Here is a 13,420-nt window from a genome sequence, read left to right on the forward strand (position 1 = left end):
ATGCATCTTAGCCAAGCCGCAAAACTGTCCTAAAAAGCAGGACCACTTCAATCAAGGTCGGCCTTGTCGAGCACATCATCTACAACATCCTCGCCGAATGCCTTCTCCGCCATGTCGACGAGTTCTACGAAAATCGCGCCTTTCTCAGATGAATATTCGTGCTCCTTGCAAATACGCACCTAAGTATCGCAAGGTTGCTTGAAGCGGGTGTGTTGGTTTGATGCTGGGCAAGAGGGTTCTATGATCGGTTTTAGACTGTTTTATTTGCTGGCCCGCTTGTGGCTTACGAGCATGTGGCTGGTTGCGCCTGCGATGGCCGAGATCCGTTTTGATAACGCTCTGGGGAGCGATATTCTGGGGCGTCCCGTACGCTATGCGCTATACTTGCCGCCTGAATATGAAAAGGATAACCGGTCCTACCCTGTGCTGTACTTGCTGCACGGTGGGGGTAACGGACAGCCAAGCGATTGGTTCACTATTGCTGGGCTTGGCCAGACACTTGACCGAATGATTAGCGAGGGCACAATCCGGCCACTGATTGCCATTGCGCCTGACGGTCGTCGGGACGAAGCCAACGATATAGCAACTTATTTTCTGGACGATCAAGACGGCCGCGTGCTTTGGCAAACGATGTTCTTCGAAGATTTCATGCCCGCCATCGAAAAGCGACATCGTGCGATTGGTGGTGGGGATGCCCGCGCCGTTCTTGGGATTTCAATGGGGGCAGTGGCCGCTACGATCTATCAAATGCAGGCGCCCGATGCATTTGCAGGGGTGGCTGCCATCAGTGCGGCGTTCCGAACGCCGAAGCAGGTGCTGGATCTTTCATCTGACGGATACCGCAGCCGTTACGCTGGCGTTCTGGGTGCCGATTTAAAGGGCGAAGAACGGTTGAACGAGACTTGGACGGCGCTGCTACCGAAAACACTAGCAGATCAAACCGACAAGGCGCGCTTCAAGCGCATCCCGAGATTATACTTTGATATCGGCGCAGATGATCCCTTTTTCGAAGCTAGCACGGATCTGCACTTTGCATTTCGAAATGCGGAAATCAAACACCGGTTCCGGGTCACCGAAGGCGGTCACGACTGGAATTTCTGGCGTACCTCGTTGGAAGCAGCATTGCTCCATGTCGACGCGGTGTTGACGCGGGGCTACGGAGAGTAGCTCGATCATCTCACCCGCAAAAATACCAAACTCGCAAATTAAATATGCTCTAAGTACGTAATCCGAAACGTTTCAGTCTAAGCGCCACGAAACCTAGTCCGCTTTCTGTGTTGACGGTGAATAGGATAGTAACGCTGAGACGCGCGTGAATGAACCTTCTCAGGACCTTTCTGCCCGGTGCCTTACCAGCAAGTGAATGCATTGGACTAAACTAGTCGGCCAGTCACTCATGAAGAGGGGCACAGCTGGACACCCCTCCCAGCAAAGCTGAATACCTACATCACAAATACAGTAAAAATTCGAAAACCGCCCTTTTCTGCAGATGACGTAAACGGTTCCAACTAGACCTTGCTGATCCTCTCCCTTTGAAGGGGTCCGCCCCTATAACTAGGAAGGTGGAGCACCTAAAATGGCTATTAAGAGCCCCAGGCCGAAAGAGATTGTCGTGAAGTTGCGGCAGGTTGAAGACCTGATGGGCAAGGCATTCTTCGGGTTGATGCAATCAGACAGATCGGCGTAACTGAACAAACCTATCATCACTGGAAGATACAAATAAAGGTTGGTTAAAGCAAAGCACAAAAAGGGGATCAACGAGGGCGCTAGGGAAATCCACACATCAATAAATTACTGATATAGATACTAATAACATAAAAAATTGGTGCGGGTGAGAGGACTCGAACCTCCACGCATTGCTGCGTCAGAACCTAAATCTGGTGCGTCTACCAATTCCGCCACACCCGCACTGGCCGACTCGGAAATTTCCGAAGCGGCTGAGAAGTCACTAACAAACCACAATCAAAGAGGCGAGACAAAAAAACACGCGACATAAACATTATCTTGTCATATTGTTGGGAGAACCTGAGGCAGGTTAGATAACAAGAGAGACGCCCATGAAACCGAATACGGTCGGGCGCGTTGGTGGAGCAAATCCACAAACGGGCCAATACGCGCCTTATGCATCCCGTGATACCGGGCTGCTGCGAGGCACCATGCTACTGACACTTGAGGGCGAAATGCCTGTAGAGTTTGTAAGTGTCGGCGACAAAGTCATCACACGCGACAGCGGCATTGCCCGCGTCGAGCATATTCAGCGGACAAAACGCATGGTTCATACCATCGCTTTGGCGGCAGGATCGCTTGGTCACACCCGACCGGAGCGTGATGCGATTCTCGCTGGCGATCAGATGTGTTTGATCCGAGACTGGCGCGCGCAGGCCATGTTCAGCGCAGACCGCGCTTTGGTCGCTGCACGCACGCTGGTAGATGGCGAATTTATTCGCGATCTTGGCATGCAGGAACAAACGCTGATCCAGATTTTCTGTGACGGTCCGCATATTCTTTATGCTGACGGCCTTGAAGTCAGCACCGCAGACGGCGCCCGCGCCCGCGGTCAGATTCTTCACGCCGCCTAAGACCTGCTCTCGCATCTAAAAAAAAGGCCCCGATTCTTCGGGGTTTTTGGCGTTCCTAAAGCAGATCTCTCAGGACCGAGGGAAGAATTTCGGGCAAATCTTCGGCGATCAGACCAGGCCCAAAGGCGCGCGCACATTCGACGTGCAGCCAAGCCGCCACCTCGGCCGTCGCGAAAGGCTCGTACCCGCGCGCCAAAAGGCCGGTGATAAAGCCCGCCAGCACATCCCCTGCCCCTGCGGTGGCAAGCCAGGGCGCAGCCCGCTCTCCACGGGCGATATTGACGCTGCACCTTCCATCGGCCGCAGCGATCACGGTCTCGGCACCTTTAAACAAGACAACGCAGCCTGCGCGCTTGGCCGCGTCTCGTGTCGCATCGATCTTCGAATAAGCAGGCCCTTCGAGCGCGGGCGCGTGCAGCCTGTCAGCAACATCCGGAAACAGGCGCGCAAATTCACCGCCGTGAGGGGTCAGGACACAGCCCGCGTGAAGCAGACCAAACAACTCCTCGGGCACTTCAGAAAAGGCGCTGAGAGCGTCCGCGTCCAACACAACACGCGGCTCATGCGCGGCACCAAGAGCCACCGGCACCAGCTTGCGCGCACGTTTCCTCCCCATTCCAGGCCCAAGGCACAGCGCGTTGATGCGTTTGTCCTGCAAAATTTCCGCCAATTCGTCGGCGTCTTGCGTCTTTGCCTGCATCAGCCCCGTGATCTGGGCCGCAACCTCGGCCTTCGCGCCGCGCGGGACCCCAAGGGTTACCAACCCCGCACCGATCCTCAGTGCACCGCGCGCCGCCATGCGTGCGGCACCGGTTTTTCCCGCTGACCCCGACAAAACCAACGCATGACCATGATCGAACTTATGTTGTCTAAGCCCATGCCCCTTGTCCAATTCACGCCCCGGCCAAATGCTGCGCGTCCGGATGTGAGGGGCCTCGAATTCGAGCGCAGTTACCGCCTGCGAGGAGCGCGGCAACGCCAAATGCGCGGGATGCAGATCTTCTAAACCCAGACCGATATCGACCACACGCACGTCGCCCACACCTTCCCCCAGTGCATGAGCAATCTTGCGACGGTGGAAGGTAAGCGTCAGGTCCACATTCAGAAGACGCATTGACGCGTCGTCCTGCAACCACGCGTGCAATTTCTGGAACGTCTCATCTTCATCTCCCACCTCTTCGGGCCGTGGTGGCAGCAAAAACTTGCCGCTATCGCTGTCCATCCCTGACGGGCAATCAAGCGCCACTTTATGGAACGGCACGAACCAAGGGTGCGCCCCTCCTGCCTCGCGCTGCTCAACTGCATGAAAGGCTTTGGCTAACTCCAGCGGAATGGCGCGGTTCAGGCCGGTGCCAAACATTGCATCGACCAACAGCACGGGACGCGGCCCTTCCCCTGCACGCTCTGGCGTCAGAGGATGAACCTCCCCCATCGCAGCCCACACATCATGGTTTTTTCGAGCATCGGCCGAAAGACGTGCCGCGTTTCCCCAGAAGAAAACTTCGACGTCCCACCCTTTGTCACGCAAACGCCGCGCGACAACAAAACCATCGCCGCCATTGTTACCCGGGCCACAAAGAACCACCGCGTGCTGGCGCCCTTCGCAAAGCGCTGGCCAATGGGCCAATATCGCATCAACTGCCCCACGGCCTGCACGCTCCATCAGAGCCAATCCCGTGACCTCTCCGGCGGCAATAGCTTGCTGCTCAACCGCGCGCATTTGCTGTGCTGTCAAAAGCTCTGTCATTTTGCCGCCAAACTCCGATTCACTTCCGTCTACTTTTTAATCATGTCGCCTAGTTTTTGAGCGCACCGCATATATTTCCAGCTTAGCGCTTTGTGTAGTTCCTGTCGCGTCTGGATTCCCTTCAGCAGCGATGAAATCACTGCGGTGAAAGATTCAGGGAGGTCAGCATGAAAAAGATCGAAGCGATCATCAAACCCTTTAAACTCGACGAGGTGAAGGAAGCCCTTCAGGACGTCGGTGTTCAGGGCCTCTCTGTGATCGAGGTAAAAGGTTTTGGCCGTCAGAAGGGCCACACCGAACTGTACCGCGGCGCTGAATATGTGGTGGATTTTCTGCCAAAGGTGAAAGTCGAAATCGTTCTTGATGATGATCAGGTCGATGCCGCGATTGAAGCCATTGTAAACGCCGCCAAAACAGAGAAAATCGGAGACGGGAAGATCTTTGTCTCTCCGGTTGAGCAAACGATCCGCATCCGCACCGGCGAGACCGGTTCAGACGCCCTGTAATCCACAAATCTAACGCGACCAGACCAAAGTAAAAGGACATCGCCATGAACAACAAAGACCTGTTGAAACAGATCAAAGATGAGGACATCGATTACGTCGATATCCGCTTTACCGACACACGCGGCACACTGCAGCACGTCACCGTGGTAAGCGATCTAGTTGATGAAGATTTTCTTGAAGAAGGCTTCATGTTTGACGGCTCCTCCATCGCGGGCTGGAAATCCATCGAAGCCTCCGACATGAAGCTGATGCCCGACGCGGCCAGCGCCTATGTCGATCCCTTCTATGCGGAAAAAACAATCTGTCTGCACTGCTCTATTGTTGAGCCTGACACAGGCGAATCCTATGAGCGTGACCCACGCGGCACAGCCCAGAAAGCCGAGGCTTACCTGAAGTCTTCCGGCATCGGCGATGTGGCGTATTTTGGTCCCGAAGCGGAATTCTTCCTCTTTGACAACGTGAAATTCTCCAACACGATCAACAAAGTATCCTATGAAGTTGATGCGTCCGACGGGTCGTGGAACTCCGACACGGATTACGAGATGGGCAACATGGGTCACCGCCCCGGCCTTAAGGGCGGTTACTTCCCTGTGAACCCCGTCGACGAAGCACAAGACCTGCGCGCCGAGATGCTCTCGACGATGAAGCGTCTGGGCATGAAGGTTGACAAGCACCACCACGAAGTGGCGTCTTGCCAGCACGAGCTGGGCCTGCTGTTCGGCACGCTGACTACGCAAGCCGACGAGATCCAGAAGTACAAATACGTTGTGCACAACGTCGCCCACGCCTACGGCAAATCCGCGACATTCATGCCAAAGCCGATCTACGGCGATAACGGCTCAGGCATGCACGTGAACATGTCTATCTGGAAAGACGGCAAGCCGCTGTTTGCCGGCGACAAATATGCTGATCTGTCTCAAGAAGCGCTGTATTTCATCGGCGGCATCCTGACACACGCAAAGTCGCTTAACGCTTTCACCAACCCGACCACAAACAGCTACAAGCGTTTGATCCCTGGATTTGAAGCGCCCGTTCTGCGCGCTTATTCCGCGCGCAACCGCTCCGGCTGCGTTCGTATTCCATGGACAGAATCCCCTAAAGCCAAACGCGTAGAGGCCCGCTTCCCCGATCCGGCGGCGAACCCCTACCTGTGCTTTGCAGCCCTGCTGATGGCCGGCCTCGACGGCATCAAGAACAAGATCGATCCCGGCGAAGCCATGGACAAGAACCTGTATGACCTGCCTGCAGAAGAGCTGGCCGGCATCCCAACGGTTTGCGGTTCCCTGCGCGAAGCAATGGACGAGCTGAACAAGGACATGGATTACCTGCTGGCTGGTGACGTGTTCACCAAAGACCAGATTGAAGGCTACATCGGCCTCAAGATGGAAGAAGTGCACAAGTACGAGCACACGCCTCACCCTGTCGAGTTCGGCATGTACTACAGCTGCTAAACCAATCAGCAGACTGAATTAAGGGGCGCCTCTCGGGGCGCCCCTTTTTTCGTCCAATTCAGGCCAGGCTTCGGGCAACAACCGGCGGCAGAATGCAATGAGCACCATGAGCCACCAGATAAAAACGCAAAAAAGTTTCGAAGATCGCCTTGCCTCTTTGGCCGCTGAGGGTCAGCAAACCACCTCTTCCAGCAAAGCTGAACTATTAGCCACTACCTCACGGTCCGTGCCGCGTAAATCAGGAGGGTTCGCCAAACCGGTGATGACTGTTGGCGGCATTTGCCTCACACTCAGCATCACATTATGTCCCTTCGCAGACCGTATTGCTGATCAGATAACACAAACAAAGCTAGCCGCAGCCTCACTGAGAAGCGCGCGTGCCATGCATAAAGCCGACAGCGATTCAGCCGAAGTTGATCCATCAAAAACGGTTACCGCATTGCATGTCGCGACCAATCCGCCGACCGCTCTTATGGCCGCGTTTGGAAAGATACACGCAGAGCAAATAGCCCGGTACGGCAACCCGGATGATCTGCCAACCGAAGGGTTGGACCACAAACAAGCGGGTGCGCCAGTTATTGCCTATCGCATTGGACAGATTTGTCGTCCACCCCTGTAACAGCGCAATTGCCAAACAAACAAGGTCTTTGCAACGGCCTTTAGGTTAGTTAATCTGCCGCGAACCCAACACCAGAGGTAGAATAACATGCGTTCCATCAAAACTGTCGCCATTTCGCTGGCGCTTACGGCCACACTCGCCGCACCTGCGATAGCGGCCCAATGCGGCAACAACGCGGGCGGTTTCGATGCTTGGAAATTTGCATTTGCCGCTGAGGCAAAAAAGGCCGGCGTAAAGCAGCGCGGCCTTGAAGCCTTGGCTAGCGCCCAATACGCCACGGCGACAATTCAGGCCGACCGCAACCAAAAATCCTTCAAATACACGTTGGACAAATTCCTTCAGGTGCGCGGGGCGGACACGATTGTGAGCCAAGGCCGCAAACGTAAGGCCAAGAATGCGGGCTTCTATTCCTCGTTGGAGCAACAGTACGGCGTGCCTGCTGGCGTGCTGCTGGCCATTCACGGGATGGAGACCGGTTTTGGCGGTTTCATGGGCAGCTCGGCTGTTGTTTCAGCCATCACAACGCTGGCCTATGATTGCCGTCGTTCGGATTTTTTCACACCCCATGCCATTGGCGCGCTTATGCTGGTCGACCGTGGTTCAATCACGTCCAACACCAAAGGCGCAAAGCATGGCGAACTGGGCCATACTCAGTTCCTGCCCGGTAACGCCCTACGGTACGGCGTTGACGGCAACGGCGACGGTCGTGTGGATCTCTACAACCAAACCGATGCGATGGCCTCAACCGCGAACTTCCTGCGCAAAAAAGGCTGGAAGCCCGGTCAGGGATACCAGCAGGGCGAGCCCAACTATGCCGTGATCAAACAGTGGAATGCTGCGACGGTCTATCAGCAGGCAATTGCGATCATGGGCGCCAAGATCGACGGCTGATCCCTTACACGCCATAACCAAGATGTCACAGACCCCGGCCATGCAAATGGTCGGGGTCTTGCGTTTCGCGCACGTCCTCCCTATCTGCGGTCCTAGGGTCAGGCCCCTGCCGTCCGCAATCCGGTGAAGTTCTGCTATGCAAATTTCGTCCTCAACCACACCGATCCGTGGAATGCAGGCAACGCGGACACCTCAGACGCCACGCTTTTGGAGTGATGGACAATGACACAAATACCTTCCCGCGATGTGCTTAAGGCACAAGCAAAACGCCTGCGTGCCGAATTGGGCGCGAAAGGCACCGAGATGACCCATGCCGCAGCACTTGAGACTGTCGCGCATCAATGGGGCATGCGCGACTGGAACACGCTTGCTGCCAAAGCTGATGTCAGCGCACTGCAATGGCACCCCGGCAAGCGCGTGTCGGGTCGCTATCTTGGCCACCCGTTTCGGGGCATGATCAAGGCGGCGAGCCTGTCATCCTCTGGCTACTGGTCCCTGACGGTGCGCTTTGACGCGCCCGTCGATGTAGTGGAATCCAAGTATTTCACCTCCCTGCGCCAACAGGTGAACACCAAGGTGAATGCCACCGGAGAGTCGCCGCAGAAGACCTCGAACGGTCAGCCACATATGGTTGTGGGGCCAGAGTGATCCCCAGAGCGTCCGGCTTTTTGTCGGGCGCTTTTACTTGGCCACAACGTACGTGTGGATCGAGAAGACGACGACCTCACTGACTGGCATACGCACGATGCATTGCCGCTCCGAACGGATATAGGGGGCGGCCAGCCGGTTAGGTTCGATCCGCCGCGGCGCTGTGCAGATCGTGGCTGGTGCAGCTCTGGATCGTCATACCAAAGCCGGTTAAAGCGCCAAAGCGGCCGCCCTGCCCGCACCCCGTCAAACAGACGCTGCACCCGTCGCGCCAGTTCGTCATCGTACTCTTCCAAGGGTTCGTGGATGCCGACCAACGGCCTGCCCGCCTTTTCGGCCAGCCGCCAACTGGCCGGAAAGCAAAGCACAGCGCCAACCAGCACTTGCTCTGATCCGTGTTTACGCAAGAGACAGATATCTTCTCGGACCAACCTGCCCAGCGTTAAAAGCGGCTCTTCGTTATCGATGGCGACAACACGCCCGTCGTGGCAGATCACCTCCTGCATCTTCACGGTAAATCCAAGCTCAGGCAGAACAGTCAAAGCCTCCGCCAGCACCTCACACGCGACGTCCAGCGCCGTCGGGTCCATCCACAGCACAGCCTCCCGCGACCCTGCCAACAGCGTCAGTCGCCGCTGCATCTGCGTGCCATACGCCTCATCCACGCGCAGCCAGTCATGCGGGTCGACCGGTGCCATGCCCAGCAATCCGGCCTCTTCCAGCATCTCCAGCGGCAGGGTATTTTGTACAATCACAGTCATAGATAAAATCTATTGCACAGCCGGATCTCTAGCAAAAGCGACATGAAACCTTGTCGCAAACATTCAAGCACGGGTGCATTTTTGCGTCACGCTGACCCACAGGGAGGCCAGCCATGAACCAGCACTACAGAGAGACCCGCAAGATCGACCCGACAAAGGGCGCCACCCTGCCCGACGGCTCCCCAAATGATGCCGACCGTGTCGAGATTGGGCCCACACAACTCGCCTTTCGCGAATGGGAGGCTGCGGGGCTGGTGCTGCCCAATCTGGCTGCCATGCGCCGCTACCGCTGGGAGCGGCTTACGCGCCACATCGTTGATCGCGGCTACGGCGGGTTGCTGATGTTTGACCCGCTCAACATCCGCTATGCCACCGACAGCACCAACATGCAGCTGTGGAATACGCACAACCCTTTCCGCGCGGTCCTGCTGTGTGCGGACGGATATATGGTGATGTGGGATTATAAGAACTCCCCTTTCCTGAGCGAATTCAATCCGCTGGTGCGCGAACAGCGCTCAGGCGCGGACCTGTTCTATTTTGATCGCGGTGACAAGGTAGGCGTGGCCGCCGATGCTCTGGCGGGCGAAATTCTCGATCTGGTCATGGCGCATGGCGGTGGAGAGATGCGGCTTGCTGTAGACAAGATCATGCTGCACGGCTTGCGGTCGCTAGAGCGATTGGGCTTCGAAGTCATGGATGGTGAGGAAGTCACCGAGAAGTCGCGCAGCATCAAGGGGCCTGATGAAATCCTTGCCATGCGCTGCGCCAACCACGCCTGCGAGACCTCGGTGCGTGCGATGGAGGATTTTGCGCGGGCGAATGTGCCCCTTGGCACCACGTCAGAGGATGACATCTGGGCTGTCATGCACGCCGAAAATATCCGCCGCGGCGGCGAATGGATCGAGACGCGGCTGCTGTCCTCTGGTCCGCGCACAAATCCGTGGTTTCAGGAATGCGGCCCCCGTATAACGCAACCCAACGAGATCATCAGTTTTGATACCGATCTGGTCGGCAGTTACGGCATCTGTGTAGACATCTCGCGCAGCTGGTGGATTGGCCATCAGGCGCCACCGCCCGAAATGGTCTATGCCATGCAACACGGCGTCGAACACATCATGCAGAATATGCAAATGCTCAAACCCGGCGTGATGATTCCCGAGCTGTCAGCGAATACCCACGTCCTTGATGCGCAGTTCCAAAAACAGAAATACGGATGCCTGATGCATGGCGTTGGGCTGTGCGATGAATGGCCCTTGGTCGCGTATCAGGATCATGCCGTTGAGGGTGCCTATGACCACCCCCTTGAGGTCGGAATGGTCCTGTGTGTGGAGGCGCTGGTCAGCCCCGAGGGGGGCAAATTCTCGATCAAGCTCGAAGATCAGGTCCTGATCACCGAGAGCGGGTTCGAAAATTTGACCACTTATCCGTTCGATCCTGCCTTGATGGGTCACCGCATGGATTGATACGGCGCAAATGGCCTGCCGCGCTCGCAATGAGCTTTGGCGGGAGAAATTTCCCAACAGTCCCAGCCATATAGGTCATTTAAAATTGACCTGTCGAATTTCGACTGCAACATGTACGCCAGTTATAGGTTGCGGGCCTGCCAGCCGCAAACGCGACATATAGTTGATTGATCTGGGGGGTCATATGGGCATGAATCGGCATGATACGCGGCAACGCGTGTATGTCTGTGCGAGCAGCACAGCTGCACCGCAGCCGGTTTCACGCTCGACGGGACACGTATTTGTACCAAGCCTGCACGCTTTCCTATTCGATTTCAAAAACGTCTGGCACCGCGCTCTGATCCACATCACCGATATTGGTGGTCGTGGTTTGCGTGCGCTTCGCCAGAGTAGCTTTGTGTAAATTCTCGTCGAAAGAAGGAAGCCGACCATGCTTAACGGATCCACCCGACGCTCCGAAGCGTCACGGATCGCGCTTTATGCGGCTCAGGGCGGCGGGGCCTTCATTCTAGGGATCGTGATCACGCTGGTTGTTGTCCAGATGCGATCTCAGCAACAACAAATCGCACAAATGAGCGACATGGTCGCACAATTGTCCCAAGCGCAGCAGTTCGCTCAGGAGCCGCAAGATGTGACGCGCACGGTCGCTCCCGATTTGCTGACGGTTACGGCACCTGCGCCTGCTGTCATGGCGGCGGCTGCCACCCCAAATCCGGCGACACAGGTCATGCAAGCACTGGCTGCGGGCGAGTCTTCGGTTGCTCCGAAAGCACCAGAGCCTGCGGCCGTCGCCCTGACGGCTCCGGACACCACAGCGAACAAAATCCGCTCGCTCGTCAACGCGGCGCTCACGCCTTCAACCCAGCCTGAGCTGGACAAAAACACACTGAGCAATGCCCGTCGCCTTGAAACCCTCGCGATCATTCATGCCGGGATGCAAGAACTGGTAACAGCAGTGGTGAAGGGTAATTACGAATCCCATACCAATTATAAAGACGCAGATTTCTCGGGCCGTATCCACTTTGCTTTTGTGGGCCATGAGGAAGACCAAACCGAGCTGGAGCGTTTCCTTGCCGCTGCTGCTGAAAACGGGATCGTGAAGCACTCCAACTCCGTGGTCAGCAGCGATGGCAGTGTTAACGGCCACATTCTGCTGTTTGATCTGGTGGAACGTGCCCTGGAAAACGGCACACCGGAAGAGCAGCGCGCAGGCACCAAAATCCGCCGTGAAGCGCAGCAGATGCTTGCCAAGGCCGGAGCAGCGGGCGGACTTACCAATGCACAGGGCGAAAAGTTCTATGTGGTAGAGCCCGGCGACAGCCTTGCCTATACTGCGCTGCAATTTTACGGCAACACCAACGATTTCGAGCGGATTTATAAGGCAAACAGAACACAGATCAGCCAGCCCGACAAAATCCGTGTGGGCCAGCGTCTGCGTATTCCCAAGGCCTGACAGCTATAACTTGTCAGCGTTGAAATGCGGGAGCATGCTCCCGCATTTTTGCGTTACTGTGGTATGTTACTGGCCCAGTGCCTGACCCAGATCGTCTGCCAGATCACCCGCATCTTCGATCCCTACCGACAGACGCAACAGGCCTTCGGGGATACCTGTATGCGGTTCGATGGTGTGGCGATGCTCGACAAGGCTCTCGACCCCACCAAGAGATGTCGCGCGGTGGAATAGCTGCAAGCGTGCAGTCGCCGCCAGCGCTGCCTCGGCGCCGCCTTTAACCACAAATGACAGCAGCGGACCAAAGCCGCCTTTCATCTGGGTACAGGCCAGATCATGGCCGGTGTGGGACGGCAGGCCGGGGTAAAGAACGGCCTCGACCGCAGGATGGTCCGACAGATATTCAGCCAGTTTTTGCGCGTTGGAGGACATCCGCTCAACCCGCAGGGACAACGTCCGCATGCCGCGCAGCAGCAGCCATGCCTCGAACGGTCCCAACACAGCACCCGCCATGTCGCGATCTGCTCGGATGGCGTGCCAGATCGGGCTGCTTGCATCCGCGCAGGCCAACGCACCGGCCAACACATCCGAATGGCCGTTCAGCCCCTTGGTCGCGGAATGCATGACGATATCGGCACCGAAAGAAAGCGCACGGGTCAGCACTGGCGTAGAAGTCGTCATGTCAGCAACCAGCAGACCACCAGCCCCTTGCACCGCTTGCGCGCAGGCAGCAATGTCCACAATCCGCAGCCACGGGTTGGACGGAGTTTCGACCCAAGCCAATGCGGGCTTATGCGCTGCGCAGGCGGTGGCGAACGCCTGTGTGTCTGCGGCCTCAACCTCGATCAACGTAATCTCGCGACGCTCACAAAAGGCGCGGATCCACGCCGTGGTGCCCCAATAGATCTGGCTTTGCACCAGCACGCAGGCTCCGGCTGGCAGGGTGCGGAAGACAGCTGCAACCGCCGCCATGCCTGAGGGAAACACCAATGCCTCCTGCGCGCCTTCAAGGGTGGCCAGCACACCTTCGACCATCCGGCCGTTTGGCGCGTGTGAGCGAGAATAGACGTTGCCATCGACCGCTGGTGTATAGGTTTCATCGCGCACAAACGTCGTCGCGGGATGAATCGGCGGCACGACACCACCAGTTGCATCATCCAGAAGCCCACCTGCTTGGGCGGCAATCGTTGCGGGGCGAAGAGAATTGATAGGTTTGGAGGACATGGCGCGGGCTTTCATTGCGGGAGTGTCTTTGCTTATCAAAGGTGTATGCCTTGCGCGCAGCCTGTGCAAACGTTCTGTCAC

At 56.7% G+C, this 13,420-nt stretch carries 13 protein-coding genes, 1 tRNA gene and 1 pseudogene; 10 read left to right on the forward strand and 5 right to left on the reverse strand.

Annotation, left to right across the window (positions count from 1 at the left end):
* Positions 1-47: 47 nt before the first annotated feature.
* Entirely contained in the window at positions 48-179 is a 132-nt protein-coding gene (locus V7730_RS06545; protein ID WP_335746794.1) for a hypothetical protein, read from the reverse strand.
* A 61-nt stretch (positions 180-240) separates the two neighbouring features.
* Between V7730_RS06545 and V7730_RS06550 the strand changes: the two genes are divergently transcribed.
* Positions 241-1,167 (forward strand): alpha/beta hydrolase, encoded by a 927-nt coding sequence (locus V7730_RS06550; protein WP_335746795.1) that lies wholly within the window; start codon positions 241-243, stop codon positions 1,165-1,167.
* Between the two features lie 409 nt (positions 1,168-1,576).
* Positions 1,577-1,719: pseudogene (locus tag V7730_RS06555) on the forward strand (IS3 family transposase); the annotation flags it as partial.
* Between the two features lie 104 nt (positions 1,720-1,823).
* Here V7730_RS06555 and V7730_RS06560 read toward each other — a convergent pair.
* Positions 1,824-1,908: transfer RNA gene (locus V7730_RS06560), tRNA-Leu, on the reverse strand.
* 149 nt (positions 1,909-2,057) lie between these two features.
* Here V7730_RS06560 and V7730_RS06565 point away from each other — a divergent pair.
* Positions 2,058-2,579: a Hint domain-containing protein gene (locus V7730_RS06565; RefSeq protein WP_335746796.1), complete on the forward strand. Its 522-nt coding sequence runs from the start codon at positions 2,058-2,060 to the stop codon at positions 2,577-2,579.
* A 55-nt stretch (positions 2,580-2,634) separates the two neighbouring features.
* Here V7730_RS06565 and V7730_RS06570 read toward each other — a convergent pair whose 3' ends face one another.
* Positions 2,635-4,326, reverse strand: coding sequence for an NAD(P)H-hydrate dehydratase (locus V7730_RS06570; protein ID WP_335746797.1), 1,692 nt, complete (start codon positions 4,324-4,326; stop codon positions 2,635-2,637).
* A 167-nt stretch (positions 4,327-4,493) separates the two neighbouring features.
* On the opposite strand from V7730_RS06570, the gene V7730_RS06575 reads away from it, so the two are divergent.
* From V7730_RS06575 to V7730_RS06595, 5 genes are all read left to right on the forward strand, one after another.
* Positions 4,494-4,832 carry a P-II family nitrogen regulator gene (locus tag V7730_RS06575; RefSeq protein ID WP_259995692.1) on the forward strand — a complete coding sequence of 113 codons (339 nt, stop codon included), beginning with the start codon at positions 4,494-4,496 and terminating at the stop codon, positions 4,830-4,832.
* 44 nt (positions 4,833-4,876) lie between these two features.
* Entirely contained in the window at positions 4,877-6,283 is a 1,407-nt protein-coding gene (gene glnA, locus V7730_RS06580; protein ID WP_335746798.1) for a type I glutamate--ammonia ligase, read from the forward strand.
* 106 nt (positions 6,284-6,389) lie between these two features.
* On the forward strand, positions 6,390-6,902 hold the full coding sequence (locus V7730_RS06585; protein WP_335746799.1) for a hypothetical protein: 513 nt from the start codon (positions 6,390-6,392) through the stop codon (positions 6,900-6,902).
* 87 nt (positions 6,903-6,989) lie between these two features.
* On the forward strand, positions 6,990-7,793 hold the full coding sequence (locus V7730_RS06590; protein WP_335746800.1) for a lytic murein transglycosylase: 804 nt from the start codon (positions 6,990-6,992) through the stop codon (positions 7,791-7,793).
* Positions 7,794-8,015: 222 nt separating this feature from the next.
* Positions 8,016-8,441 (forward strand): glyoxalase superfamily protein, encoded by a 426-nt coding sequence (locus V7730_RS06595; protein ID WP_335746801.1) that lies wholly within the window; start codon positions 8,016-8,018, stop codon positions 8,439-8,441.
* Here the strand turns inward: V7730_RS06595 and V7730_RS06600 are convergent.
* Complete coding sequence (locus tag V7730_RS06600) at positions 8,411-9,202, reverse strand: heme-dependent oxidative N-demethylase subunit alpha family protein (RefSeq protein ID WP_335746802.1); 792 nt, start codon at positions 9,200-9,202, stop codon at positions 8,411-8,413. The two genes, V7730_RS06595 and V7730_RS06600, sit on opposite strands and share 31 nt — an antisense overlap.
* A 113-nt stretch (positions 9,203-9,315) precedes the next feature.
* On the opposite strand from V7730_RS06600, the gene dddP reads away from it, so the two are divergent.
* Complete coding sequence (gene dddP, locus V7730_RS06605) at positions 9,316-10,665, forward strand: dimethylsulfonioproprionate lyase DddP (RefSeq protein WP_335746803.1); 1,350 nt, start codon at positions 9,316-9,318, stop codon at positions 10,663-10,665.
* 430 nt (positions 10,666-11,095) lie between these two features.
* A complete protein-coding gene (locus tag V7730_RS06610; RefSeq protein WP_335746804.1) occupies positions 11,096-12,118 on the forward strand; it encodes a LysM peptidoglycan-binding domain-containing protein in 1,023 nt (340 codons plus the stop codon).
* Positions 12,119-12,184: 66 nt separating this feature from the next.
* On the opposite strand, the gene V7730_RS06615 is transcribed toward V7730_RS06610, so the two are convergent.
* Positions 12,185-13,354, reverse strand: coding sequence for a trans-sulfuration enzyme family protein (locus V7730_RS06615; RefSeq protein ID WP_335746805.1), 1,170 nt, complete (start codon positions 13,352-13,354; stop codon positions 12,185-12,187).
* Between the last annotated feature and the right edge of the window lie 66 nt (positions 13,355-13,420).

The sequence above is a fragment of the Sulfitobacter sp. genome, assembly GCF_036961165.1.
GTDB lineage: Bacteria > Pseudomonadota > Alphaproteobacteria > Rhodobacterales > Rhodobacteraceae > Sulfitobacter.